This window comes from Cerasicoccus frondis (assembly GCA_031296915.1).
Lineage (GTDB): Bacteria > Verrucomicrobiota > Verrucomicrobiia > Opitutales > Cerasicoccaceae > Cerasicoccus > Cerasicoccus frondis.
Genome location: JAVDPC010000003.1, coordinates 185,018 through 211,069 on the forward strand (window position 1 = coordinate 185,018; position 26,052 = coordinate 211,069).

Annotated in this window: 21 protein-coding genes; 9 read left to right on the top strand and 12 right to left on the bottom strand. The window is 57.3% G+C overall.

What is annotated here, in order from left to right:
• The first annotated feature begins 54 nt into the window (after window positions 1-54).
• Window positions 55-597: a hypothetical protein gene (locus RBB63_RS03555; RefSeq protein ID WP_309381153.1), complete on the top strand. Its 543-nt coding sequence runs from the start codon at window positions 55-57 to the stop codon at window positions 595-597.
• Between the two features lie 43 nt (window positions 598-640).
• On the top strand, window positions 641-1,441 hold the full coding sequence (locus tag RBB63_RS03560) for a hypothetical protein (protein WP_309381155.1): 801 nt from the start codon (window positions 641-643) through the stop codon (window positions 1,439-1,441).
• A gap of 181 nt (window positions 1,442-1,622) precedes the next feature.
• On the opposite strand, the gene gap is transcribed toward RBB63_RS03560, so the two are convergent.
• From gap to RBB63_RS03615, 11 genes are all read right to left on the bottom strand, one after another.
• A complete protein-coding gene (gap, locus tag RBB63_RS03565) occupies window positions 1,623-2,648 on the bottom strand; it encodes a type I glyceraldehyde-3-phosphate dehydrogenase (RefSeq protein WP_309381157.1) in 1,026 nt (341 codons plus the stop codon).
• 195 nt (window positions 2,649-2,843) lie between these two features.
• Window positions 2,844-3,515 (bottom strand): hypothetical protein, encoded by a 672-nt coding sequence (locus RBB63_RS03570; RefSeq protein WP_309381159.1) that lies wholly within the window; start codon window positions 3,513-3,515, stop codon window positions 2,844-2,846.
• A 47-nt stretch (window positions 3,516-3,562) separates the two neighbouring features.
• Complete coding sequence (locus RBB63_RS03575; protein ID WP_309381161.1) at window positions 3,563-4,444, bottom strand: tetratricopeptide repeat protein; 882 nt, start codon at window positions 4,442-4,444, stop codon at window positions 3,563-3,565.
• 41 nt (window positions 4,445-4,485) lie between these two features.
• Window positions 4,486-6,231, bottom strand: a complete 1,746-nt coding sequence (locus tag RBB63_RS03580) for a BatA domain-containing protein (protein WP_309381163.1) — start codon at window positions 6,229-6,231, stop codon at window positions 4,486-4,488.
• Window positions 6,228-7,127, bottom strand: a complete 900-nt coding sequence (locus tag RBB63_RS03585) for a DUF58 domain-containing protein (RefSeq protein ID WP_309381166.1) — start codon at window positions 7,125-7,127, stop codon at window positions 6,228-6,230. The genes RBB63_RS03580 and RBB63_RS03585 overlap by 4 nt, the downstream gene beginning before the upstream one ends.
• Window positions 7,124-8,617 (bottom strand): hypothetical protein, encoded by a 1,494-nt coding sequence (locus RBB63_RS03590; protein ID WP_309381168.1) that lies wholly within the window; start codon window positions 8,615-8,617, stop codon window positions 7,124-7,126. Before RBB63_RS03590 ends, RBB63_RS03585 begins: the two co-directional genes overlap by 4 nt.
• A 9-nt stretch (window positions 8,618-8,626) precedes the next feature.
• Complete coding sequence (locus RBB63_RS03595) at window positions 8,627-9,367, bottom strand: hypothetical protein (RefSeq protein WP_309381170.1); 741 nt, start codon at window positions 9,365-9,367, stop codon at window positions 8,627-8,629.
• Between the two features lies 1 nt (window position 9,368).
• On the bottom strand, window positions 9,369-10,322 hold the full coding sequence (locus tag RBB63_RS03600; protein WP_309381172.1) for an ABC transporter ATP-binding protein: 954 nt from the start codon (window positions 10,320-10,322) through the stop codon (window positions 9,369-9,371).
• Complete coding sequence (locus tag RBB63_RS03605) at window positions 10,323-12,209, bottom strand: hypothetical protein (RefSeq protein ID WP_309381174.1); 1,887 nt, start codon at window positions 12,207-12,209, stop codon at window positions 10,323-10,325.
• Window positions 12,210-12,215: 6 nt separating this feature from the next.
• On the bottom strand, window positions 12,216-13,238 hold the full coding sequence (locus RBB63_RS03610; protein ID WP_309381176.1) for an AAA family ATPase: 1,023 nt from the start codon (window positions 13,236-13,238) through the stop codon (window positions 12,216-12,218).
• A gap of 3 nt (window positions 13,239-13,241) precedes the next feature.
• The gene (locus RBB63_RS03615) at window positions 13,242-14,552 is read right to left on the bottom strand and encodes a hypothetical protein (RefSeq protein ID WP_309381178.1); all 1,311 of its coding nucleotides are present in this window, start codon (window positions 14,550-14,552) and stop codon (window positions 13,242-13,244) included.
• 321 nt (window positions 14,553-14,873) lie between these two features.
• Between RBB63_RS03615 and RBB63_RS03620 the strand changes: the two genes are divergently transcribed.
• Window positions 14,874-15,437 (top strand): hypothetical protein, encoded by a 564-nt coding sequence (locus RBB63_RS03620; protein ID WP_309381180.1) that lies wholly within the window; start codon window positions 14,874-14,876, stop codon window positions 15,435-15,437.
• A gap of 1 nt (window position 15,438) precedes the next feature.
• Here RBB63_RS03620 and RBB63_RS03625 read toward each other — a convergent pair whose 3' ends face one another.
• Window positions 15,439-17,019, bottom strand: coding sequence for a phytoene desaturase family protein (locus RBB63_RS03625; protein WP_309381182.1), 1,581 nt, complete (start codon window positions 17,017-17,019; stop codon window positions 15,439-15,441).
• A 271-nt stretch (window positions 17,020-17,290) separates the two neighbouring features.
• On the opposite strand from RBB63_RS03625, the gene RBB63_RS03630 reads away from it, so the two are divergent.
• The 6 genes from RBB63_RS03630 (at window position 17,291) to modA (ending at window position 26,052) form a co-directional block, all read left to right on the top strand.
• Window positions 17,291-18,757, top strand: coding sequence for a NarK family nitrate/nitrite MFS transporter (locus RBB63_RS03630; protein WP_309381184.1), 1,467 nt, complete (start codon window positions 17,291-17,293; stop codon window positions 18,755-18,757).
• 9 nt (window positions 18,758-18,766) lie between these two features.
• A complete protein-coding gene (locus RBB63_RS03635) occupies window positions 18,767-20,509 on the top strand; it encodes a bifunctional protein-serine/threonine kinase/phosphatase (RefSeq protein ID WP_309381187.1) in 1,743 nt (580 codons plus the stop codon).
• Between the two features lie 129 nt (window positions 20,510-20,638).
• Window positions 20,639-23,620: a nitrite reductase large subunit NirB gene (gene nirB, locus RBB63_RS03640; RefSeq protein WP_309381188.1), complete on the top strand. Its 2,982-nt coding sequence runs from the start codon at window positions 20,639-20,641 to the stop codon at window positions 23,618-23,620.
• A gap of 180 nt (window positions 23,621-23,800) precedes the next feature.
• Window positions 23,801-24,463: a hypothetical protein gene (locus RBB63_RS03645; protein ID WP_309381190.1), complete on the top strand. Its 663-nt coding sequence runs from the start codon at window positions 23,801-23,803 to the stop codon at window positions 24,461-24,463.
• A gap of 112 nt (window positions 24,464-24,575) precedes the next feature.
• On the top strand, window positions 24,576-25,196 hold the full coding sequence (locus tag RBB63_RS03650) for a DUF4202 domain-containing protein (RefSeq protein WP_309381192.1): 621 nt from the start codon (window positions 24,576-24,578) through the stop codon (window positions 25,194-25,196).
• Between the two features lie 55 nt (window positions 25,197-25,251).
• Complete coding sequence (gene modA / locus RBB63_RS03655) at window positions 25,252-26,052, top strand: molybdate ABC transporter substrate-binding protein (RefSeq protein WP_309381194.1); 801 nt, start codon at window positions 25,252-25,254, stop codon at window positions 26,050-26,052.

Consider the following 26,052-nt stretch of genomic DNA (forward strand, 5'->3'; position numbering starts at 1 on the left):
TGAACGGCAAGAATGCAGGTGCATGTGCTTGATGGGATGTGATATTACCTGCATGTGAAATGGTTTTTACGCATCATGATGTATGGCAGTTTGGTGCTGATATTGTGGGGCATCTCTGTGCCAAGCTTTGGATGTCGTGGTGTTAGTACACCGAGTGCTAAATCCCGCGCGCAGATTGCTGGCTACAGCACTGCGCTAAGTGCCTTCAAAAATGAATACGGCGAGTTCCCGAAGATGTTTCAGGAGACCGGTAGCGTGAATCTAGCTGAGGGGCTGAATGCCGAGCGTTTCTTCATCGTGCTTAGCGGACGTTATCCTGACGGTTCACGTAATATCGAGGCCGCGCGCCAGCAAGGGAATCGGAAATGCATCGCGTTCTATTCGTTTGGGACCAGGGAATGGCAGACCCCCGAAGGTTGGAGCCGTCCCACACTCGTTGATGGCTACGGTAACCGGAATATCGTCGTGGTCGTTGACATCGATGGCGATGGGAAGATTTCGGTCCCAGTCGATGGAGAGATGACTGAGATCGATGCACCAATTGGGATTTACACACTCACGGATAATCCTGATGAGTTCGTTGCGACTTATTTGTAATGATGATCGAGGTCTGTTTACAAGCATGTGGCCGTTTATTAAAGTGAATAGCAAATCGTTGTTTTGCGCACTTGGGCTGCTGCTGTATGGCGTGATTCCGGTGTTTGGGCTCATCCCACCGCCCTATTCTTTCCCCGAAGTGGCGTCGTTTGCGGATGTAGTCTTCATCGGAAAGATGGTGGGGGCTCGGCATGCGGAAGAGTATCAGTTCAAGCAGTATGGCATGACTCAGGATATTGAAGATCTGATCCTCATCGATCTGGAGGTGGTCGAATCTTTCACGCCTGGATTCGATAGCGAGGTGGTGGAACTCTTTGGCGTTAACACGTATGGGGTTGGTTTAGGCTATCGGTCTGATATCCGTTTTAAAAAAGATACCGTCGCGTTGTTCATGGCGACAAAGACTGACGTGGAGAACCAATACAGTGTTTCGATGTATGGTTATGCCGCGCTGCAAAACCGAACTGAGGAACTACAAGCTCTGCGTGAATGGAAGGAGGGCGGTTATGAGGGCGACCTGCGAGCTATCTACGATGGCGGCATCGCTGAGAAAGAGCGCTTGGAAAAGGAGCGCATTGCGCGGGAGAAGGCTTGGTATAATGAGCAACTGGAAAAAATGGCGCCCATTCTAATGATTGCCGATCGAGCCGAGCGCCGCCGACAGTTGATGGCGCTGATCGAAGCGTCTGGTTTTGACGGACGGAGAGAAAAAACCGAGCGCCGACCGACTAATGCGCCAGTTGACTGGCGGGATGAGTTTTGGCGCGTTGCCTCGGGCCACGTCGAAGTCGTCGAGTTAATCGAGTGCAATAAGCCGTCTGATCAGAGCGGTTCCGGCCGTTGATTCCTACAAAACTGCGGCGGCTTGTCTAGAGACTGCGCCCTACCTTCAGTGCGACAGCATTTGCGGCCTGCTCAAATCTCCGGATGCAGCGCATCCGACGGTGCAGCGGGACGCTGCAAAAAACCGCCCCCATTGCTGGAGGCGGTTTTAAAGCGGTTTAATCTAAAAGCTTGCTGACAGCTTAGAGCATGCCGGCAACCTTCTGGATCAGCTCGACGCAACGGTTGGAGTAGCCCCATTCGTTGTCATACCAGGAAACGAGCTTGAAGAAGTCGTCGGAGAGACCGAGGCCGCTGCCTGCATCGAAGATCGAGGACAGTTCGCAGTGGATGAAGTCGCTGGAAACCACTTCGTCGGCGGTGTAACCGAGGATGCCCTTGAGGGAGCCTTCGGATGCAGCCTTCATCTTCTCGCAGATTTCCTCGTAAGAGGTCTTCTTGGCGGTCTTTACGGTCAGGTCCACAACCGAAACGGTCGGGGTCGGAACGCGGAAAGCCATACCGGTGAGCTTGCCCTTAACTTCCGGCAGCACGAGGCCAACAGCCTTGGCGGCGCCAGTGGTGGAGGGGATGATGTTGATCGCTGCGCTGCGGCCGCCCTTCCAGTCCTTCATGCTCGGGCCGTCAACCGTCTTCTGGGTTGCGGTGTAGCTGTGGACCGTGGTCATGAGACCTTCAACGATGCCGAACTCTTCGAGGACAACCTTGGTCATCGGAGCCAAGCAGTTGGTGGTGCAGCTTGCGTTGGAAATGATGTTGTCGTCTGCGGTCAGGGACTCGCAGTTGACGCCGAGAACGACGGTCTTCACGCCGTCACCCTTGCCGGGAGCGGAGATGATGACCTTCTTGGCGCCAGCGTCGAGGTGGCCTTGAGCCTTCTTGTCTTCGACGAAGAGGCCGGTGGACTCGATGACGATGTCTACGCCGAGCTCGCCCCAAGGGAGAGCTGCCGGGCCTTCGCGCACGGAGAGGCTCTTGATCGTGTGACCGTTGACGACGAGCGTGTCGGCGTCAGGCGCTTCGACGGTGCCGTTGAAGCGGCCCTGAATCGAGTCGTACTTGAGGAGGTAAGCCAAGTTGTCCGCGGGGACGAGGTCGTTGATTGCAACGACTTCAATTTCCGTGCCGAGCAAACCCTTGTCGACAAGAGCGCGGAACACGAGGCGTCCGATACGGCCGAAGCCGTTGATACCTACTTTTACTGCCATGATATCTGGTTTTTGTTGGTTCTGGTTGAAAATACTCCGTGCAGAGTGGTGTGGAAGGGCGAAACAAAGCCTGATTTCGACCCTTTGCAAGCGTTATTCTGCGCAAGGCTGGTTTGCCAGTGCTTTATGACGAAGTTAAATTAGAAAATTCGGAAAAACTTATATAAGTCAAGATTGGTATAAGAAAAAGTTTTGTTACGGCTGGGGTGTATCTGCCTGACTCATGCCGTTGACCTGCTCTGCTCGCACACCTGGGGCCAGTAGCGCCTCTCGGGGCAATCCACCAGTGGCAGCCCAATTGTTGCAATGCACCACCGCGTCGCTTAGCTCGAGGTTTGCGTCGAAGATGAAAAGCTGCTTGTCATCGTAGGCGTCCCAAAGCTCGTAATGGTGTCTGGTAGAATAAATCTTGGTTTCGCTGTTGTAAGTCGTTCTCGCAACGCTAAATAGCAACCAACCCATTTCGGCATTCCACCATTTGGGCGAATGGACATCGGCTTTCAGCCATGGGCGTTCGTTGAGGAGAAGATCTTGGGGCAGCAGCTCTGCGAGCACGAGGTGTTCGGCGTTTTTGACTCGAACTAAGAGAAAGTAGGCAAACTTTCCTCCGTCTAGGATCAGCATGATGTAATCGCTCGAGGCGGGATCGTAGCCGTAAGTCGCAACAGACTGCCTTTCCGGGATGACGTATAAGTTATCGGCGTTAAGATAGATCAGGAAATCTCGGGTTACATTTGGAACTTGAATGAAAGACAAGTCATTGTAGCCCTCAACCACGCTGAACTCCTGGGGTGTAAATAATTGTAGGATATCGCCCTGAAGATGACTGGCGAACCAGGCAAAGATTGTGATCGTGGCTAAGCGCACCCTCATTATTTGGCCGGAATCATTGTGTTCATTTAAGTCTGCTTGAGCTAATTTAGCTGTTCAAGGATTTCTTTCGCGCGTTGGTGGCTGGGCGCCAGTTCCAGCGCTTTCTCCAAATGAACGCGGGCGGCGTCGGGGAGACCTTGGCGGAGCAGTAGCTCGGCTTTGACCACCGACACCTCGGCATACCACGGGGCGGCCTGGCCGCAGCGGATGATGAGCGACTCAGCCTCGGCGGCTTGGCCGTCGACCCCGTATTGACGGGCAATTTCTGTGGCGACGATAATCTCGGGCGAGTCGGTTTTTTGCGCATAGATGCGCTGCTCCCAACTGCGGCCCATGATCGCGAATAGGTTGACGCTCATCAGGCCGACCCAGCAAATTACGAGCACGCTCGTGGCCCGCCAACCGTGGCGCCGGATCATTGCCTGGCGGCCGCGCTCGGTGTCACGCCAGAATGTCACCCCGCGCACAAACAGCGCTGCGATGGTGATCGAGAGCCCCATGCCGCCGAGCAGCACGGGAAAGTGGTCGAACGGCGTGACGAGCCCCGGCGCGATGCCGCTGAAGGGGATCATTTCGACGAAGGAAATCACGACTCCGTAGAAAATCCACGGCTCGATCTTTTTCAGCCGCCACGCAAACCGGATGAAGAGCACCAGGATCAGCCAGTAAAAGAGGCCCTCGCGCATAACGGCTCCCGGGGCGACGGTAAAGGTTAGCGGTTCGCGGGCCATCGGCCAGAGCCAGTAGCCAAGCTGTTCGAGGATCAGATGTGGCGCGAGCAAGATGCGTTGGCCGAGGGAAAGCGCGGGCAGCAAAGTCGTCTCCACGGGGCTGGCCTCCTGCCACAGCCAATAAAAGCTGGGCGAGATCAGCCAGATAAACGCCGCGACGGGCAGGATCGACTTTGCGGGGGTGAGTTTCACGGCGACAGCCAAGCGCGGCGCGACGGCCCGAGGCAAGGCAATTACTGATTGCGCCCGGCGAAATGGTAGCTGGCCAGCATGGCGCCGACGAGGAGCAGGCCCCAGAGCGGCGTGAGGAAGTCGTCCTCGGTGTTTTGGCGGATGAGTTTCTCGTTGCCGGCGGTGAGGTCGTATTCGCTACTGGCGCGGGCGAAGTTGGCCTCGCGGATGTCGGCAAAGCGTGCGGCGCCGCGGAGCATGGGCTGGTCATTGTCCAGAATCGTGAATAAGCCGGGGGCGGCGGGGGCGTTCCAGGAGATGAGCGGCGCGGCGGAGTCGTCTTCACTTTGCATTGCAAAGCTTGCTTCGCCGCCGGGCAGGGGAAGCGGTTGATGCGTTTCGAAATTTTCGCGCCAGGGCGTGCGTCGCTGTTCGCGGGCGCTGGCGATGTAGCGGTTGATCAGGATGACGTAGGCGGGCAGGCGGTCGAGGTTGCTTTGCTCGGGATCGAAGCGAAACACTAGAGCACGGCCTTGCGTGGTTGGCTGCAGATAAATCAGCGGTTCGGCGCCGGACCACACGAGCACTTCGGCTTGGTCGCTGGGGGGGAGGGGCAGGTTTTCGCCACGCTGCATGACGAGGCCATTGAAGGTCAGCCCTTCGACCAGAGAATGTTGCTCCACGAACGACTGTGGGGCGGCGAGCGAAGCGCCCTCGGCTGGAAGCTTGGCGAAGGCGATCGCGTAAGGCTCGGGCAGCGTGCCCAGGCGGTCGGGGCTTTCCAAAGAGTAAACGCCGACATCTGTTTGCCCAGCCACGTTGCCATAGCGCAGGCCTGGCATGCGGTCAATGACCTGACGAATCCAGGTGCTGAACCCTTGGTCGCCAAATAACTTCGCCGCGACAGGGCGGATTTGTGGGCTGACGATTGGCGCACGGTCATCCAGCGTAAAAGCGTCTGCTTGCAACTGAAGCGTGATCGCGGTTTGGTCCGTGGGAAATGTTCCGCCGACTTGCCGCACGCCTTGCGCGGGGATGGTGATGGCTTGCGGTTCGGTTTGTTGGCCATTTTCAGTGGCGATCCACCAAGTGCGCTTTTGTGGCGCATCGCTGTAGTTGCGGATCATCGCTTGCCAAATCAATTGGCCGTCTTTCGTGTCCGCGCGCACGCCGGTAAAGCCGACATTGGGGAGGGGGGCGCCCACGGTAATGACTTCCGCGAGGGCGCCGAGGGATGGTTGCGGTGCGTCGGTAATGTAAATGACGCGGCCTTCACGGCCCACGCCTGACTGCGCAGCGCGGAGTGCGGGCTCGACCTCGTGAGCGCTGCGGTTAGGGCGGTAGTCGGTCAAACTTTGCATTGCAGAGTAACTGTCGGTTCCGTGGTAAAGCCGTTGGCTGGTCGGGTGCGAATCGCGAATGAGCCAAGTGGTGCTGCCAGCCAGGCGCTGGGTGTCACGAATTGCGCGTTCGACGGCCTGTGCGGCCTCAGTCTGAAAGGCGCTCATCGAGGCGGAGGCGTCGAGCACGATGGCGACCTTGGCCGTGGATTCATCCTTGATCAAGCGCGGTTGTGTGAGCAGTAGCGTAATGAGCAGCGCGGCGAGAATCTGCATCCAAAAAGCCCAGGAATGCCGCCAGAATTCCCAGCGTCGTCCCGAACGGCTCTCGGACTTCGGCTTGGGCATCAGGAAAAGGGTGGAGGTGAGGATGGGCCGAGCCTTGTGCTGAAAGCAGTGGATCGCAATGATCGCCGGGATCGCGAGGAGGCCCAGCAAGCCCCATTGATTCGCGAGGAAGATATTCATGCGCCGAGGACCTCCACGGCTTGCGAGTTGAGGGCTTCGCGGGTGAGCGCGGGAACGAGTTCGCCACTGGAGCGCACGCGGGCGAAGTCCACCGAGCGTCGTCGACAGGCGTCACTCCACGCTGCAAAGTGCCCACGGTAACGTTGGCGGTAGGCTTCGAGTTCGGTGGCGGACAGGTTGTGCGTTTGCCGTATTTTTTGTTCGCAGTCGATCAGCTCGACGTTGCCGATCCAGTCAGGGTTGGCTTCCGCTTCGGCCCATGGGCAAAACACAATACAGCGCATGCGGCCAGCAGAGAGAATGTTGACCACGGCTTCCGGCGCGCTGGGAAACAGCAAATCGCTGACGATGACGCGGAGCGACTGCGCACGCCAGGGGACGCGATCGAAATGGGGGACGGCGTTTGCCCCATCTGAATCGGCAACCAAGTCCAGCTTGCCACTGCGCAGGCTCTCGGGCGCAATGAGTTTTACCTGGTCGCCCACAACTTGATAGGCCCTGAGCTGCGCGTTGATTTGAAACGTGCTTTGCGATGCAAAGTAAAGCAGCTCCAGTGAGCGTTGCGCCTTTTCCGGCGTGACAAACATTGAGGCTGACGCGTCGAAGACAAGGTCCACCTGTGGGCTTACTTCCTCGCGGTACAGCTTCATGGTGTAGTTGCCACTGCGGGCGTAGGCTTGCCAATTGATGTGGCGTGGGTCATCGCCGGGGATGTATTGGCGATGATCCTGAAAATCGATTGAGCTGCCGATGCCCATGCCCGCCCAGTTGCCTGCCTGCCCACGCCAGTTGTCGCGGCGAAATGCGAGTTGGAGCACACGGGCGGCGGCCTCGGCGTTCTTCAAAACTTTGCGATGCAAAGTAAGATCGGGCAACTGTGTGGCGTGATCACTCATGCTTCAACGGTGGCCGATTGCGTGGCGGCGGTTTCTGATTTAGAGGCGTCTGCTCGTTCGTTGATCTCGATTGCGCTTTGCTCCAACTGCTGAATCAAGCGACGTTGGCGCCAGCCGCCGAAGAGCACGATGGCATAGCAGATTGAGGCGAACGCAGCATTGCCAATGAGGTAGAGCGTGAACTTACTCGAATGCTCATCAATCAAGCCGATGCTCAATACGCCAGCTTGTGGCAACCAGAACAGTAGTGCGGTGAGTTCCCATTTTTTCACTTCTTCGGTCAGCATCGCGAGCACGACGATGCAAATCAGCACCAACTGAATCAGCATGAATAAGCGCATGCCGCCATCGCGCATTCTCAGGCAAATAAAGATGGCGCGCGGCATCAGGAGTGATCCAAAGAGGGAAATGAGCACCAGGTATGCTTTGCCGAGATCGCTGTGTCCGCTGCTGAGCCAATTGAGAATCACGGCAAGCATGCAGAACGTCAAAAGCGTAAAGTTGGCGCCGGAAATCCATCCGGGATACAGCAATGTGCGCCCGAGGAATTTGCCCAGAAATCCTTTACGCACAAACGGACAATAGACGCCGGGTAACTTGATGGGTTCGCCAACGATCGCGCTGATGCTCACGGCGGTCATTGCCAAGCAGAGTACGGTAAAAATCGTATTGATGGCCTCGGTATGGCTGAAGAGATAAGTCAGCCACCACAGCGCGATGACGCCCAGTAGGTACAGGCGTTTCAGCGTTTCGTGGTTCTCCGCCATCGGGCTGATGCGCGCACTGGCAAACTCCAAAAACAAGCCGCCAACCAACGCGCTGAGCATGAGCATGATGGGGATGACGTAGTAGAAGTTTTGCGCGTCGATGGAGTTGATGATGTCGTCGATGTCGATGTGTGCGTTATCCAGTACTTCGATAAACATCATGCTGCCAAAGAAGAGGCCAATCACCACAATGACGCGGAGTACTTTTCCCCGCACGACCGAGACACATATTGCAGCGCCGGATAAAACCAGCGAGCAATACAGCATGACGCCGAGGATGATGAGTTCGTAAAGCGGGTTCACCGACCCCGTGAAATAGCGCAACACAATGTAGGGCAGCAGCGAAAGCACCACGAGCAAACCTTGGAAATTCAGCGAAAGCCATTTGCCCAGAACGATGCCCCGCGAGTTCATGCTCGAAAGTTGTAGCAAGTCCAAGCGTGCGTCGTCGTATTCACGCCCCAGTGAATTGAGCCCCGATAGCGGCAGGATGAACAGAAGGTAAACGCCGACGATAAACCAGAATGCGACGCTGACCTCTTCGACATCGTTGGACCCCGAGGCCGTGGCGAGCACGAAGATGACGAAGAGAATCATCGCAATTTGCACCGCGACGAACACGCCGACGAATTGGCGCGAGCGCACTGACTGCCGGAGCTCTTTGAGGAGGACCGGGTTGATGAAATCGCTTGGTTCGCGGTTGCCTGTAAGTCGCTTCAGCATGCTGGGAAATTAGGCGCGGATGTAAGGAGTGGGTTCAAAAAATGGCATGGGTTCGGCGGTCTGTCGTTCGAGTATCGAGCAAGCCGCCATGAACATAATGACGCTGATCACGCATTGGCAGACGCCCATGAGAATAATCGCGGCGATGATTTGATTGGTCGCGGCGCCAAAAATTGCTGAAAACAACAGCAGGAAAAATCCGCCGAAGACAAAGAAAAAGCTACGTCCCCACCGGGTTCGCGCAGCCGAGGCGCTAACGGTGAGATTCGTAGCGATGAGCGAGCCATAGATCAAGCCGCCGAGGATCATCAATTCGTGCAATGGATTCACGGCGCCAGTGAAGTAACGTAGCGCTAGATAGGGCATGAGCGAGAGGACCGTCAACCAGCATTGGATGTTGAGCGACAGCCATTTGCCCAGTGCTATTTTTTGAGCTTGGAGGTGCGTAATGCGCAGCAGCTCAAACCGGCCATCCCGGTATTCCGTTGCGATGGCGTTAAGCCCTCTGAGTGGATGAATGAACAACATATAGGCGCCGACTAAGTTCCAGAACTGCGTCTGTGATTGGCTGACGTTGGCAGAGGTGGACGCCGTGGCCATGCTGAAAGTAACGTAGAGCACCATCGCGATTTGGACGATGACGAATAGGCTCACAAACATGGGTGAACGCACCGCCTGACGCAGCTCTTTGATCAGGATTGGGTTGAGCCAGTCGCTCGGGTTTGCGAAGTCTGGGAGAGCAATGCGCACGTTAGTTTTTCTTGCCGGTTAGCATGTCGACAAACGCATCTTCCAGGCGCTTGGGCTCGCGGTGGAAATCATACACTTCGATGCCGTGCGCGATCAGCTCTTGCAGCAAGGTGTGCAGCGAGTCTTCGACGTTGGCTGATTCTTCGATGACGAAGGCCACGGAGGCTCCACGCGGCAGGTTTTCGCGCTTGGTCAACTGGGCGTGTTGTTCGATGAACTGGTGAAGCTTTTCTGGCTGGCCTTTGGTGAGGATACGCAACACCAGCCCCTCGACGCCGTCGTGTAGCAGGCTTTCTGCGTCGCCATGGTGGACCAGTCGGCCCGCATCGATGAAAAGCAGCGAATCGCACATTTCACCTAATTCAGATAGGATATGAGAACTGATGAAAAGCGTCTTGCCCATCTGCTTGAGCTGGCGGACGAGGTTCTTGAATTCCAGACGCGCCTTGGGGTCGAGCCCAGCGGCAGGCTCGTCGAGGATCAGCACTTTGGGGTCCGAGAGTAGGGTGCGCCCGAGGCAGAGGCGTTGCTTCTCGCCTTTGGAGAGTGTCTGGCAGGGGCGCTCGGCGAGGCGATTGAGCTCGGTGAAGTCCATGACTTCATCAATGCGCGCCTTGCGATGCTGTCCCTTCAAGTCGTAAGCCCGTGCGAAGAAATCCATGTAGTCTAGCACGTCCATGTTGGGGTAGGCTCCGTAATGGTCAGGCATCCAGCCGACGAGGTTGCGTACTTCGCGCGGATGGGCGAGGGTGTTGTAGCCAGCCATTTTGATGTAGCCACTGTCGGGATTATCCAACGTGACCATCATGCGCATGGTGGTGGTTTTGCCGGCTCCATTGGCGCCAATGAAACCAACGACGCGGTTGGCTTCGACGGAAAAGCTTAGCCCGCCAACGGCCTGCACATTTTTGAAACGTCGGTGGACGCTTTCGACTTCGATCATGGTTTCCGCCATTTAATTGCCCTCCTGGTTAACAACGGGCCCGGCGATAATCGTTTGGTGGTTTTCCCAGTTGATCTTCGTGAGCGTTTCGGGGTAGGCGTCTTGCATGGGCTCCGCCAAGGCGTAGAACCAACCTTTGTGAATGGCGAGGTTGCGGTAGTCGGAGAAGAGATGGCCGACCCCGCCGTGCAACTGACGCTGTTGCCACCACTGTTGAAAGTCTTCCTTGGTGCAAGAGGTGGCTAAGTCGCTACGGCCGACGCCTAAGTTTTGCACGCGCCAGAAGTCGCCATCGTCATCGATGTAGTAAAGCTCGCGACAGTTAGCCTGGAGATTGGAGCTGATTGTCACTTGGCCCTCGCCGCCTTTCACCAGCACTGCTTCGCGTGAAGGCGAAACGTTGATCAGCCGGTTCCATTGAAGCCGACGGCTTTTGTAGTAATCGCCCTGGTAGTGATTACTTTGCAGTGCAAAGTTACCGGATTTTTGGAGGGTGGAGTTTGGCAGCTCGGAGCCGATGTGCCGGTAGGTTGCCGTATCGGGCAAGTTAAAGGAACTGCCCATGAGAATGCCCGTTACGGAAAGCTCGTCCTGGATGTTGACGCGGATTTTGCGGATAGGATCGATGACTACGATGCGGCTGATTTTGCCATCACCGCCAAAGCCATCACCCAGAATGATGCTGGCAATGATCAGCAGGCAAAACGCCAGTGAGATGACTGGTATTGTAATGAACACACGCCAGCGATTGCGCCCGCGGGCGAAGACAAAGAAATTGACCGGGCCGACGATCAAGCCGAAAGCGATGACGCTGAGAATGACGATCGTGAAATTGACGCCGTCAATCGCGATGCTGTGCTCAAAGTATTTGCTCTGTTCGGCGGCCTTATCGAGCAGGCTGCTGAGTGTGTCATCGGATTTGGTGGCCGCGTATTTTACCGGTATGCTGCCGGGCGTTGGCGCTGAATAGCGAAAGTTGAGAAAGGCATTGTTATTTCGTTCATAAAACGACTGGCTCAAAATTTGGCTGTCATTTTGCCGCGAATGCGTCGTCGTGCCGCTGATGCTGTCTATGTCGGCGTTCAGCGCGTCGAGGCTTTCGTTGAAAACGATGACTTTTCCCATGCCATGGCCGCGGACATGGCCGCCGTCGGGAATGTCGCTTAAGTCGACGTCCAGCGGATGGCCCGAGTCGACCAGGATGCGTAGCTCCCCTGCGAGTAACACCCAGTCGAGTATCGCCCGCCGCGCGGCGGCGGACAGCGAATCCCAGTCCTGCTGACTGAAGAGTAACTGATCAAAGGCCAGGTAGGCGCGCCAGTCTTCAGGGGCAATGCCAGGCGTGACTTCGGTGTACTGGATGCCCCCGCCGCCGGCGCTACTGATTCGGTTGACAAGCTTGACGCCGATCTCGTTGTAAAGCCCATCGGACAAACCAGAGAACACATTTAAAGAGCTCCCATAGTTCCCTCGTGAACTGCGGTGAAAACTTGCCCGTTGATTGATGCTGGTCCCGGTGAAGTTGACCATCACGTCGTTGCTTGCATCCGAGTTGGCGAGCGGGCAGAGAAAGCGGAAGGTGCGTTTATCGCCGGCGGGTACTTCGAGAGACGCATTTGCGGACTCCAGTATATGCGTGTTGCGGTAGCCGGAGGAGCTCTCACTCGAGACCTGCCAGCGTCCGTCATCCTTGGAGCCGTTGGTGATGTGGATGAGAATCGGGTAGTAGCCGTCGTGCTCGTAGGGAAGCAGCTCCCACGGGACTTGCACATCGATCTGCACACGGCTGGTAGGGCTTGCATAAACGGTAAAAGTGCCCGTCGCTGCAAGTGCGCGAGGCGACAGCGTGGATGCAATGACTAACAGCGCAAATTGCAGCAGAAAATGAAGGCGTCGCATGGTCGGCTATTTGATTTTGGCGGCGGACAGGCTCTTGGGTAATTCGGCTTCCTCGGGATTGATCTCCTTGATAAGCTGCGCAACAAAACTATCCGGCGTGACGCCTTCCATGCGGTCTTGGTAATTGATGATAATACGGTGCCCGAGCACGTGGGGCGCGGCGGCGCGCACATCGTCCACGCTGGCGTGGATGCGGCCTTCGAGCAAGGCGCGGGCGCGGGCGGCGCTGGCGAGGCCGATTGCGGCGCGCGGGCTGGCGCCGAACTTGATAACCTTCGCGGCCGTGGATTCGTTGGGATACGTGGCGTGCACCAGGCGCGCGATGTAGCTCTTAACGATCTCCGGCAGGAAGACTTTGTTCGTTAGCTGTGCGATGCGCGCGAGCTGTTCGCCGGTCATGGATTTGCGGACGACGGGCTCTTGGCCGAGCGTGCGCGCGGAAATGATTTTCTCCAGCGTTTCCTTCGACGCGCTGTAGACATTGAGCTTGAACAGAAAGCGGTCGAGCTGCGCTTCGGGCAGCGGATAGGTGCCCTCCAGCTCGATCGGGTTTTGCGTGGCGAAAACAAAGAACGGAAAAGGCAGCGTGTAGGTCGTGCCCATGACGGTGACGCGGCGCTCCTGCATCGCTTCGAGCAACGCGGACTGCGTCTTCGGGCTGGCGCGGTTGATTTCGTCGGCGAGGAGCAGGTTGGTAAACACCGGGCCTTCCTGAAAAACGAAGGTGCGCTGGCCGTCCTTTTCCTGGAGCATCGGGTTGCCAGTGATGTCGCCGGGGAGCAGGTCGGGCGTGAACTGCACGCGCTTGGTGTCGAGGTCGAGCGTCTTGGAAAAAGTGCGGACAAGCTCGGTTTTGCCGAGACCGGGCAAGCCTTCGAGTAGCAGGTGCCCGCCTGCGAGCAGGGCAAGGATCACGGTCTCGATCAAGGTCTCCTGCCCGAACAGGATTTCGTTAACGGCGGCGCTGAGGCCCTTGAGCGCTTGCGAGGCTTCGCCGGCGGTTTGTTCGGTCAGGGTGATGTTATCCATTATTTACTGAAAATAGTTTTCGAGCAGCTTACGCTCTTCCGGGCTGAGTTGATTTTTCCAAACGACGTCTCCGCCTTCACCGAGTGAGGCCGCGCCGCTGGTGGTGGTGATGGTAAAGGTTTCGCCAGCTTCGTTTTCGTCCGGCGCGCGGTCCTGGATCGCAATGGTGTCGCCGAGCGATGCGTTGCGCAGGTCTTCATTGCTGACGCCCTCCATTGTTCCCGGCTTCACTCGGGACTCGGTGGCGTTGGCGGTGAGCGGCGCGGCGCCGGGGCCACGTTGAATTTCGCCCATTCCTAACAGCTGACATTGTCCAGCGATCAGGAGCATTTCCTCCAGGTTTTTTTCGTCGAGCTTGGCCATCATCGCGACGAGCTTACCGTTTTTATCCAGCTTGCCTTTGACGAGTTTGTACTGGGTCGGATCAATGCCCGAGCAGGCTTGGCAGTCGCCCATTTTCTTGAGCATTTCCATGAGTTCACCATCAATGGGCATGGAGCCGAGCTGCATTTTTTGCAGGGTCTTGGCCATTTCGGCGTTCAGCATTTTAGCTTGTTCGCTGAAGGGTTCTTTCCCGGCTTGTTTCATGGCGTCGAGCATGGCTGAGGCGTTGAGCATCTCCTGGGCGAGCTTTTGCAGGTCCTGTTGGGTCTGGTCGCGTAAGTTATCGCCTGCTTCGAGACTGCTTTGCGTAAACCACTGTTCGGCGGGTTGCTGGCGCAAGTTGTTGAGCTTTTCCTTGAGCTCCTCCAGCGCGACTTCCTCGACGACGTCGTTTTCCTCCAGCTCTTCGATCCACGCATCAAGCTCTTCCCAAGCCATGGGCTGCTGTGGGTTGTCGATCTCGACTTGGGCGCTGATTTTCTCTACTGGGATCAGGCAACCGATGATCAGCAAGATGGCCGATGCCGAGATCGGCGTGGCGACAGGGCCCCATTTAAAGTGAAACGGCGCGCCCCATTCCGCCGGTAAAGCCGGCCAGGCAATGACGCCCTCGCTGGCGGCGGACAGCGCGCTTTTCAAGCCGAGGTGTTCTTCGAGGCGGATCAGGCCATCGCGCTGCGTTAAGAAGCGTTTCCACGCCAGTCCGAGTGCAATCAGGCCCAGGACGACGGCCCCGCCAATATAGCTCCAGACAATGACTTCCTGCGGCCAGCGTTGCTGCCGCGCATAGATGACGCCGACGGCGGAAATCAGGTTCCAGGCGAGGAATAGCGGTAGGTAGCGCTGCAACCACCAGAACAGATTTGCCCCCCAAGCCGTCAGGCGGGCGTGGCGCATCCAAATTTGTTCCGTGGCAGTGGAGGGCGGCATAAATAGGTATGTTTTACAGATAACACCTTGGGAAGACTTGTTCCATTATAAGTTTCCACAATATTATAACGGTTTGCTCAAGACTATGGATCTTTAGAGTAGTATCATTTGCGTGTCTACAGATAGTTTTGTGCCCTTCTTAGCTAGTCTCCCAAACAAACAAGACTTGCTCCATTTACAGTGCCTGCGCCATCTAGACTTCGCGTCAGAAAAATGATTCCGGTTGCGATTAGAAATTATGGGCTCATTAATCTTGAATAGCGATAGATGTTCGCATTGGTTGGATTGGATTAGTTATAGGTAAATGCTATTATTAATATTATGAGCGACAACTACTACATATCCGTGACTTTGAATTGCCGTCTGCAACCGTTGGATCGCGGTGATCATTTTGAAGATCCTCTTTTCGATGCTTTAGAGGAAGCTGGTCTGGGAGAGATCGATGGAGGCGGTACACAGATGTTGGCCAATGGTGAGATCGACTACTGCGACATAGAGGTCGCTTTGACTGACTTGGAGAAGGGGATACCTTTCGTCATTGCCGAGCTAGAAAAGATAGGCGCTCCACGCGGGTCGCGTCTTCGCTACAGCAGTGATGATGGGCGCAAGGAGGTTGCATTCGGCAAAGCGGAGGGACTGGCTCTTTATGTTAACGGAACAGATTTGCCGGATAGTGTTTACCAAGAGTGCAATATCGATTATGTTTGGGAGCAAATAGACGAACGCACAAGTGAAGCCACTAAGGTTCTTAGCTACTGGCAGGGGCCAGAAGAAACCGCGCTCTATATTTATGGTGATTCCAATGCTGCCGCCCGCGAGGTTATAGAAAAACTGATGGGCGAATATCCGTTGCTCGAGAAATCCCGTCTCGTAGACATAGCCTGATTTAACGCCACTTCTTCTGCTCCTTGAGCATGAGCTTGGCCGTGTTATGGCCGCTGGCTCCCCAGACGCCGCCGCCGGGGTGGGTGCTGGCGCCGGTCAGGTAGAGGCCCTTGATCGCGGGGATCTTGTAGCTGGAAAGCTCGGGCATCGGGCGGAAGCAGAACATCTGGTCGAACGACATTTCCAGGTGCATCACGTTGGCGCGGAGCATGCCGTGGAGGCGCTCGATTTCGAGCGGAGTCTGGATGTAGCGGTCGATTACCTTGGCCGAGGTGCCCGGCGCGTACTCGTCGACGGCGGCCAGGAGCTTGTCGGCCTCGCGATCGGCAATGTCGTCCCAGTTCTCGCCGTTGCGCAGCTCGTAGGGGTGGTATTGGCCCCACACAAACATGACGTGCTTGCCAGCCGGGGCGAGGGTGTCGTCGAGGCTGGAAAAGGTCATCACGAGCGGGATCGGCTTCTCCGGCGGACGCCCCGCGAGGTAGTCGCCATAAGCGGCGTCAAGCGCCTCGCGCGACGGGCAAAGGAGCTGTAAGCCGCGGTGCATTTCGCCCACGCCGCGCTCGTCCACCTGGAAGCCCGGGTAGTCGGGCAGACTCTCCATCGCGCAGCGGACGATCATGCCGAAGCCGTTGCCGACGCGAAGCGATTTCGAGCGCTGGCGAATCTCGTCGGGCAGGTCGGGGCAGTCGGCCAGAAAGTTGTCCAGCGTCGTCTTAATATGCGTTGCGGCAACGACGGCCTTGGCATCGTGGCGGTCGCCGTTTTCCAGCTCGATGCCAGTTGCGCGGCCATTGCTGGTGATGATACGCTTCACGGGCGCGTCTTCAAAGACTTCGCCGCCGTCGGCGATGATGCGCTTTTTGAGCGCCTGCGTGAGCGCGCCGCTGCCGCCCTTGGCCCGCTTCATGCCCGACTGGTGATACATCGCGTGCCAGCCGGCGAAGTCGCCCGAGGCCGCCTCTGAGGGCGGGGGGCCACTCTGCGCGGCGAGCCAAATGATCGCTGTGCGCAGCGCCTCATGCTCGAAGGTTTCCAGGACCAACTGGCCGTAGGGGCCCATCAGTTTGCGGACCATGTTCATGTGGTCGCTGCCCTTGAGCGAGCGCCCGAACATCGTGCTGACGAGGTTCCACGGCGTCGGCGGTTTGAGAAAGGCGTCGAACACGCCCTCGTTGAGCTTGCCCCAAGCGTCGACAAACGTGCGGTAGGCCTCGGCGTCTTTGGGGCTGATCTCGGCAATGCTTTGGCAGGTCTTTTCGACGTCGCGGTAAAACGCGATGCCCTTGCCCGGCTGGCCGGGGAGGGGGTAGTAGGCCCAGGGGTCCATCTCCAGGTATTCGAGGCCGTATTTGGCGAGCTCGAGGTCGGCGAGGACGGGCGTTTGGTGGATCATCACGTGGGCCGAGCTGCCGACGTCGATCTTGTAGCCGGGGATCTTCGTGGTGTCGGTGCAAACCGCCCCGCCCACGGTCCCGCGCCGCTCAAACACGGCGACCTTCTTGCCGGCCTGCGCGAGGTAGGCGGCGCAGATCATGCCGTTGTGCCCGGAACCAACGATTATGGCGTCATACGAAGACATGCGCTCAAGGTGTCGGCTCGCGCCGCGATGGCAAGTAAGATGGTGACGTGGTGAAACGTCCCAGCATAGCGGGAAATACACTCATTGCGCGAGTGAGCGCTCCAAACACAGTTACAGCTTTGCCGGATTTTTGGGTTGGGGGACTTAGGTTGCGTCGAATTGCAACTTCATTGCTTAAAGCATGAATATAATTCATGGAAAATGGGTTTTTGATTCTATATATTTATCCACAGGCAGCATCTGGCATATGATTGGCTGATTAGTTGGCTCCATGTCGACCAAGCTAAATTTATTGAATATTAAAGATGCCCGCATCCGCACGCTGCACATGGCGTGGTTTGCGTTTTTCCTGACCTTCGTTATGTGGTTTAATCACGCGCCGCTGGTGGTGGCGATTCGTGAGACCTTCGATCTGACTGATGCTCAATGGAAGGCTTTACTGATTCTGAATGTCGCCATGACGATTCCCGCCCGGGTGATTATCGGTATATTGGTAGACCGTTTTGGTCCGCGCCATGTGTTTAGCGCTCTGCTGGTGATCGCGGGCGTGCTGTGCGCATTATTCGCCTCGGCGCAAAGCTATGAACAGCTGGCCCTCGCGCGCTTTGCTATGGGCTTCATCGGTGCGGGATTCGTGATCGGCATCCGGCTGGTGGGCGAGTGGTTCCCCGCGAAACAAGTGGGCTTGGCTGAGGGCATCTATGGTGGCTGGGGCAACTTCGGTTCGGCTGCTGCTGCGATGACGCTGCCTGGGCTCGCACTCGCCTATGGCGGGGAAAACGGCTGGCGTTTGGCGGTGTTGACGACTGGCGCCATTGCGATTGCCTACGGCATTTTCTTTTTCAAATTCGCACGTAATACCCCGAAGGGCTCGACTTACTTTAAGCCGAAGAAAAGCGGCGGTTTGGAGGTAACCAGTCGCAAAGATTTTTACTTCCTGTTGGGCATGAATATTCCGATGTATCTTGCCCTCGCTGTGCTGGCCTGGCGCCTTTCGCCAACGGGCGTGGCGCTGCTGAGCCAAGGCGCGGTATACGCTATTTATGTTGGATTGGTGGCGCTCTACGCCTACCAGGCCTCTCAGATTTACCGCGTGAACAAGGAGATGCTTCAGGACGGCGTCGACGAGATTCACCACTACGATTTTAAGCAGGTGGCGATCCTGAATGTGAATTACTTCGTGACCTTCGGATCCGAACTGGCGGTCGTGTCAATGTTGCCCATGTTCTTCATCGACACTTTCGGGCTGAGCCCTGTCAAGGCAGGCTTCCTGGCTTCTGGCTTTGCGTTTATGAACCTGGTGGCCCGCCCTGCGGGAGGGCTGATCAGTGACAAGTTCGGTCGCCGCGTGAGCATGATCATCCTGATCCTCGGCTTGGCCGTGGGCTACCTGACGCTGAGCCAAGTCAACGGTGCATGGCCGATCGCGCTGGCCGTCGCTGCGACAATGATGTGTTCGTTCTTCGTGCAGTCGGGCGAAGGCGCGGTCTTCGCGATGGTGCCGCTGATTAAACGCCGCATGACGGGCCAGATCGCTGGCATGACGGGCGCTTATGGCAACGTCGGCGCGGTTTGTTTTCTGACGATTTACAGCTTCGTTGACGCCTCGACCTTCTTCATGGTCATCGGCTTTTCCTCGCTTCTGGCGCTCGGCGCCTCTATCTTTTTGGCCGAGCCCAAGGGGCACACTGCAGAGGTCATGCCCGATGGCAGCGTGCAGTATATTGAAGTTTCCTAAGCCCCACGGATGCAGCACCTTAAGCCCCAATTGAAAGTCCGCAACGGACAGGCCACGAGCCCCGGCGTGAAGCCGGAGAACGAGGACTGCCTGGGCCTGCGCCTACCCTCGGATGCACAACTGGCCATCAAAGGCGTGGCGGCGGTGATTGCCGACGGCGTCAGCGTAGCCGAGGCGGGCAAACAGGCGGCTGAAATCTGCGTACAGAGCTTCCTGAATGATTACTTCGACGCGCCGGACACATGGACCGTGAAGCGCGCCGGGGGAGAAGTGACGCGCTCAATCAACAACTGGCTTTTCGGGCTGGGCAGTGGTTTCAGTAGCCCGGACCGCGGTTATGTTTCGACCTTTAGCGCGGTCGTATTAAAGTCCAACACCGCGCACATTTTCCATGTCGGCGATTCGCGTATCTGGCAATTGTGCGGGCACAATCTGAGCCAGCTTACGCAGGATCACAGTGTCCGCATTGGGGGCGGCCCGGCCCAGCTGACGCGCGCCATGGGCCTGGAGTCTCGCGTTGAAGCAGATTATGAGAGCCGATTGGTGCAGGCTGGCGACGCCTTTTTGCTGACCACCGATGGCGTGCATGGCTTTGTCGATAAAGAGGAAATCGAGGCCATTGTGCGCTTCGGCCTCGACGACCCGGACGCCGCTTGCCAGCGCCTGATCGACGTCGCGCTGGAGCGGGGCAGCAATGACAACCTGAGCGCATTGCTGTTTGTGGTCGACGAACTCGTCTTGGCAGGTGTGAGCGAGGTTTACCGCGAGTTGACGCGTCTGCCGTTTCCCCCCGACCTCGCGCCCGGCATGAAGATTGATGGCTTGCTGGTCGAAGAGGAGATCAGCGCCACGTCTCGCAGCCAACTTTACCGCGTAAAGTGTGAGCGCTCTGGCGCGCGCTATGTGATGAAAACGCCGTCGGTCAATTTCGAGGACGATCCCGCGTATCTGGAGCGTTTTGTCACGGAAAATTGGACGGCGAGGCGGCTCGACCACCTGCATTTGCTCCACGCAGCCAAGCGGGAAGGGGAGGCGCATTTCCTCTACAACCTCTACGAATACGTGGAGGGGCCTACGCTGGCGCAGTGGATGCAGCAGCAGAACGAGGTCAATATTCCAGCAGTGATCGAGCTGGTGCGGCAGGTGATTTCGGGTGTTCGCGCGCTACACCGCAATGACATTTTGCATCAGGACATCAAGCCTGCCAACGTTATCGTGCACCCTGAGCGTGGCGCAGTGATCATCGATTACGGCTCCTGCCACATGTCTGGCCTGGAGGAAATCCAAGCGCCGTTCGAGCACCTGCGCGCCCTCGGCACCGTGACCTATAGCGCGCCGGAATATCGCCTGGGCAAAACGCCGACGCGCCTCGCGGACTTGTTTTCCATCGGTGTGCTGGCTTACGAGCTGCTGACTGGGCAGCACCCCTACGGCGGCGCTTACGAACGGGCGACGAATCTGCGTGAGCTCTCGTGCCTGCAATACACATCGACTAGCCAATATAATCCGCTCGTGCCGGAGTGGATGGATGGCGCGATTCGCAAGGCGGTCCAGATCAACCCGCAACTGCGTTACCAGGTGTTTTCCGAATTTGAATACGACCTGCAGCACCCGAATCCGAAACTGATGGACTCTGCTTGGCGTCCGCTGATGGAGCGCGGTTCGTTGAAATTTTGGAAGAACTTCGCGCTGCTGCTCCTTATTGCTCAGGTCGGTACGCTGATCATTTTGCTCAAATTGTTACTTGGATGACTAAAATTGTACACATGGACCTCTCGCCTCTTTATGAAAAATATTCATCCAAATTCCGCCGCTTGTTCTCAATTCGTGCGCTGTTTCCGCGCATGCGGCTCTCTGTGTAATCGCCTAATCGACTAAGATATGAGTAAGCTCGAAAAGACAATCGTCGTGATTGGACACGGCATGGTGGGCCACCGCTTTTGCGAGCGGATGGTGCAGTTTGACGAATCGAAAACCTACCGCATCGTCACTTTTTGCGAAGAGCCGCGCGCCGCGTATGACCGCGTGGGGCTCACGTCGTTCTTCGCTCACCGTGACGCCGAGCAGCTGATGCTTGCGCGCCTGGAGTGGTATCAGCAGCAGGGTATCGAGCTGCACATCGGCGACCGCGCCAACGCCATCGACCGCGAGCGCAAAGTCGTCACCTCGGACAAGGGCTTGGAGATTGAATACGACATCGTCGTGATGGCGACGGGTTCGTATCCCTTCGTGCCGCCGATCCCAGGCGTCGAGAAGTCTGGCGTCTTTGTTTACCGCACGATTGAAGACCTCGAAAAAATCATCGAATACGGTGGCAAGGTGAAGCAGGCCGCCGTGATCGGTGGCGGTCTTTTGGGCCTCGAAGCGGCGAAGGCGGCCTTCGATCTTGGCCTGGAAACGCACGTCATCGAGTTTGCCTCGCGCCTGATGCCGCGCCAGGTGGATGAGGCCGGTTCGCGCATTTTAAAGGACAAGATGGAGGAGCTCGGCGTAAAGGTCCACCTCGACACAGCGACCGACGAGATCCTGGGCAATGGCAGCGTTGCCGGGATGAAGTTCAAGGACGGGCGGGAGCTGGACGTCGGCATGATCATCGTCTCGGCTGGCATTCGCCCGCGTGACGAGCTCGCCGAAGAGTCCGGCATCGAGCTGGGCCCTCGCGGCGGGGTGCTGATCGACGACGAGCTGCGGACGAGTGATCCGTCTATTTTCGCCATTGGCGAAGTCGCGCTGCACCAAAATATGATCTACGGCCTCGTCGCGCCCGGCTACGAAATGGCCGAAAAGCTCGCGGCGAATCTTTGCGGCGATACGCAGACGTTTAACGGCGCTGACCTCTCGACCAAGCTCAAGCTGATGGGCGTCGATGTGGCCAGCTTCGGCGACTACGAAGCCGGGCCGGATGCGGCGACATCGCTCGTGGCGGAGGACCCTTTTAGCGGCAAATACAAGCGCCTGTTTTTCACTAAAGACGGCAAAAAACTCGTTGGCGGCATCCTCGTGGGCGACGCCTCGGAGTACGGCACGCTGTCGGCGTTTGCCAAGGCGGGCGAAGACCTTCCCGCCGCGCCAACGGACATTATGGGGCTCAATGGCGGAGGCGGCGCAGCGTTAGGCGGCGTCGAAGCCATGCCCGATTCCGCGCAGATCTGCTCTTGCAACAATGTCAGCAAGGCGCAGATCTGCACGGCGATCGAGGAGCAGGAATGCGACTCGCCACTCGCCGTGAAAGCCTGCACCACGGCTGGTTCCGGCTGTGGTGGCTGCATGCCGCTGGTGACGGATCTTTTCAACGCCGAGATGAAGCGCCTCGGCCGAACGGTCAACAAGGACCTCTGCGAGCACTTTGCCTACACGCGCCAGGAGCTGTTTGACATTTGCCGCGTGAAGAAGATCAACAATTTTGCCGACCTGCTGAAAGAAGCGGGCAAGGGGACGGGCTGCGAAGTCTGCAAACCAACGGCGGCATCGATTTTCGCCAGCTTGTTCAACGATGTGATCGTCGACCCGAAGCACGCTACCCTGCAGGACACCAACGATCGCTTCCTCGCCAACATGCAGCGAGGCGGGCTCTACTCGGTGGTCCCGCGCGTGCCGGGTGGCGAAATTTTGCCCGACCAATTGATCGTCCTCGGGCAGGTGGCCAAGAAATACGGCCTGTATTCCAAGATCACCGGTGGCCAGCGCGTGGACCTCTTTGGGGCGAAAATGCAGGACCTGCCCAACATCTGGGAAGAGCTGATCGCGGCGGGCTTCGAGTCCGGCCACGCCTACGGCAAGGCGCTGCGCACGGTCAAGAGCTGCGTCGGATCGAGTTGGTGCCGCTACGGCGTGCAGGACTCGGTGAAGTTCGCCATCCAAGTCGAAGAGCGCTACCGGGGCATCCGCGCGCCGCACAAGATGAAGATGGCAGTCTCCGGCTGCACCCGCGAATGCGCCGAAGCGCAGAGCAAAGACTTTGGCCTGATCGCGACCGAGACCGGCTACAATCTTTACGTTTGCGGCAACGGCGGGCAAAAGCCGCGTCATGCCGATTTGATCGCCACCGACCTCAGCGAGGAGGACGCCATCAAGCTGATGGACCGCGTGATGATGTTCTACATCCAGACCGCCGACCGCCTGACGCGCACCAGTGTGTGGTTGGAGAAAATGGACGGTGGCCTGGACTACCTGAAGTCTGTCGTGGTCGACGACAAGCTCGGCATCTGCGATGAGTTGGAGCGCCAGATGCAGTTCCTCGTTGATACCTATCAGTGCGAGTGGAAGGCCGTTGTGGACGACCCGGCCAAGCGGAAATTCTTCCAGCAATTCGTCAACACCGGCGAGAGCGAGCCGATTATCGAGATGGTCGACGAGCGTGGCCAGCAGCGCCCCGAATACTGGAGTAAGGTGGGCGGCGACGTGCTCGACCTGAAGGTGGGCGAGGTCGATTTTGCCGAGGCCCGCAGGTCCGCCAATACGCGCCTCGTGCCCGTTGGCAAGGTGTGGGACTTCCCGCAAAACGGTGGCGCCGCAGTTAAGGTTGGCAAGTCGCAGATTGCCGTGTTCCACTTCGCTAGCCGCGGCGAATGGTACGCCACGCAAAACATGTGCCCGCACAAGAAGGCCTTCGTGCTGTCGCGCGGGATCATTGGCGACAAGGAGAACACGCCCAAGGTTTCGTGCCCGCTGCACAAGAAGAATTTCAGCCTGGAAACGGGCGAATGCATCAGCGGCGAGGATTACTCTATCGCGACTTTTCCGGTGCGGATTAAGGGTGACGACGTGATCTTGGAGCTGCCGCCGGAGGACATTTTGGATGCGGCGTTATCCACCCAGAATTTCTGCAAAACTGGTTGTAGTAGCAGTTGTGCAACCGCGTAGAAAATAAGAGAGTAAAAAGTCAAATGAGCAAAGCTCCGGCGTCGACAGGCGCCGGAGCTTATTTTTGTGATGGAGTATGTCAATTGTGTTAAAACATTCGTGTTTGTCGTTTTAGGGTGGCGAATCAAGTATCTGCTTCTAGTATTCGGACTGTCATTGAATCTAAACTGGATGTTATATATGAAACACGCTAAAGCAGCTTTGATTTTTTTACTCCTTGGTTACCTGAATCTTGGAGCGGTTATTATCACAGGAGATGGGCTAAACATTGGTTCCGGCAATACGCTTTCAAGTGACTCTGGCGTTGTTGGCAGTAATAACACCATGAATGGGTCACAAGCTGATGGAAACCTCATCGTCGGTCGGTATAACACCATCGATTACGAAACCGAAGACTCCCTCATTGTGGGCTACGGCAACTCGATTGGCGAGGAAGAGAGCCGCATCATATTGCTCGGCTATGCGAATACTGGAGGTGGACATGCGGCCATCGCGATGGGAGGATTGAATTCTGTCGGTGGATATTATGCCGTAGCAATTGGATATTCAAATATGATTAATAGACTACGGGCGTATGGTATCGGGACTGGTTTGATCAGTGACAAACAAGAGGTCGTTTACCTGGGCCGATACAATGATACGACCATCATCCCAGACGAAGAGACGCGCATTTTAGTCGTCGGCAATGGCAATGGCGTGGTGAGTGATCCGGCCGAGCGTAGTAACGCGTTGATCGTCTACGAGAATGGCGATTTAAGTGTACAGCAGGACGTTTATGCGCGCAATGTCATTCTTGATGAGCCAGCTGGGGATATTTCCATGGGGCAGTTTGGCGAAAACTAACGGTGACCTGAATCGCGCAATTATTCGGACGTTACGCTAGCATTCATTTTTTGATCAATACCCTTAGCTCCGGCGTCGACAGGCGCCGGAGCTTCTTTTTAAAATGCCGCCCATGTTCGAAATTTCCATTCCCGACAGCGACATCGCCAACCGCGAACGCTTTGACCAAGCCGTCGCGCGCTTCGACGCGATAAACCAGGAGGACCCGGCCGAAATCACCTTTGAAGGGACGATCTATGCGGCCGAGTATTTACTGGCGCAGGCGCTGTGCTATCGGGTCGTGCAGCTGGCGCCCGAGGCGTCGGAACCGTTGTTGCTCGCCAGCCGTTCGCAGCACATGCGGCGTTGGGAGCGCCCACGCAGTGAATATCCGGAGGGCCGCGCGGGCTACCTGAAGTGGCGCGCCGATCTGAAGGTGTTCCACGCCGACGAATCGGCCAAGGTGTTGGGCGAGCTTGGCTACGAGCAGGAGACGATCGACGCCGTGCGCGAGCTGAACCTGAAAAAGAACATCAAGGGCAATGCCGATTGCCAGACGCTGGAAGACGGTCTGTGCCTGGTGTTCCTGCAATTTCAATACGACGGCATCGTTGAGAAATACGACGAAGCGAAGGTCATCGACATCCTGCAGAAGACGGCGAAGAAGATGAGCCCTGCGGGCCTGGAAGCCGCGACGAAGCTCGACTACTCACCACGCGGCAAGGAACTCTTGCTGAAGGCATTAGCGGGATAACTAGCTGAGTCGGGCGAACTCATTGGCCAGTGCTTTGCTGTAAATCTGCCCGGGTATGAAGCGATCAGCCACATTGAAAACGGTCGCGCTGTTGGGCGCGGCGTTGCTCTTAGACGCTTGCGGGAAAGACGCGGCGCCAACGAAGTCCATCACTGTGTTTGCCGCGGCGAGTTTGAGCGACGCCGTCACGGAAATCGCGCAGGTCTACACGGTTGAGACGGGCAGGGAGGTCGTCTTGAACTTCGCGGGCTCGGGTTCGTTGGCCAAGCAGATCATGGCCTCGCCGCAAGCCGACGTTTACCTGAGCGCGAACACGCGCTGGATGGACGAGGTGGAAAACGCGGGGCTCATCGTCGACGGTTCACGCGCGGATTTGCTGTCCAACCAGCTTGTGGTGGTCTGCATGCAGAGCGCGACGTTTCAGTTGAGCAAGCCGGCGGAACTGGCGTCGCTTGATTTTCAATACCTGGTCATCGGCGATCCGGCTTACGTGCCCGCTGGCCAATACGCGAAGGGCTGGCTAGAGAAACTTTCCGCGCTCGACGGCGCGTCGGTTTGGTCGCACTTGGATGGCCGCCTGTCGCCGATGCCCGATGTGCGTGCGGCCTTGAAGCAGGTGAGCAACAATGGCAAGCTTGTGGGCATCGTTTACCGCACCGACTATTTGACTGAGAAAGACCAGCTGCGCGAGCTCTACGCTGTGCCGCTGGGCGCCGCTGCGCCGATCCGCTACTGCGTGGCCGAGATCGCGGGCGCCGACGAAACCAGCGGCGCAGAGTTCCTGAAATTTCTGAGCACACCGGCCGTGAAAAGCGTGTTTGAGCGCTACGGGTTTTTGCCGGTAACCAACGACTAA

Coding starts and splice junctions, on each gene's coding strand:
- gap (WP_309381157.1), bottom strand. CDS start 2,648: ATGGCAGTAAAAGTAGGTATCAACGGCTTCGGCCGTATCGGACGCCTC.
- RBB63_RS03580 (WP_309381163.1), bottom strand. CDS start 6,231: ATGAATATCTTCCTCGCGAATCAATGGGGCTTGCTGGGCCTCCTCGCG.
- RBB63_RS03585 (WP_309381166.1), bottom strand. CDS start 7,127: ATGAGTGATCACGCCACACAGTTGCCCGATCTTACTTTGCATCGCAAA.
- RBB63_RS03590 (WP_309381168.1), bottom strand. CDS start 8,617: ATGCTGAAGCGACTTACAGGCAACCGCGAACCAAGCGATTTCATCAAC.
- RBB63_RS03600 (WP_309381172.1), bottom strand. CDS start 10,322: ATGGCGGAAACCATGATCGAAGTCGAAAGCGTCCACCGACGTTTCAAA.
- RBB63_RS03605 (WP_309381174.1), bottom strand. CDS start 12,209: ATGCGACGCCTTCATTTTCTGCTGCAATTTGCGCTGTTAGTCATTGCA.
- RBB63_RS03610 (WP_309381176.1), bottom strand. CDS start 13,238: ATGGATAACATCACCCTGACCGAACAAACCGCCGGCGAAGCCTCGCAA.
- RBB63_RS03615 (WP_309381178.1), bottom strand. CDS start 14,552: ATGCCGCCCTCCACTGCCACGGAACAAATTTGGATGCGCCACGCCCGC.
- RBB63_RS03620 (WP_309381180.1), top strand. CDS start 14,874: ATGAGCGACAACTACTACATATCCGTGACTTTGAATTGCCGTCTGCAA.
- RBB63_RS03625 (WP_309381182.1), bottom strand. CDS start 17,019: ATGTCTTCGTATGACGCCATAATCGTTGGTTCCGGGCACAACGGCATG.
- RBB63_RS03630 (WP_309381184.1), top strand. CDS start 17,291: ATGTCGACCAAGCTAAATTTATTGAATATTAAAGATGCCCGCATCCGC.
- RBB63_RS03635 (WP_309381187.1), top strand. CDS start 18,767: ATGCAGCACCTTAAGCCCCAATTGAAAGTCCGCAACGGACAGGCCACG.
- nirB (WP_309381188.1), top strand. CDS start 20,639: ATGAGTAAGCTCGAAAAGACAATCGTCGTGATTGGACACGGCATGGTG.
- RBB63_RS03645 (WP_309381190.1), top strand. CDS start 23,801: ATGAAACACGCTAAAGCAGCTTTGATTTTTTTACTCCTTGGTTACCTG.
- RBB63_RS03650 (WP_309381192.1), top strand. CDS start 24,576: ATGTTCGAAATTTCCATTCCCGACAGCGACATCGCCAACCGCGAACGC.
- modA (WP_309381194.1), top strand. CDS start 25,252: ATGAAGCGATCAGCCACATTGAAAACGGTCGCGCTGTTGGGCGCGGCG.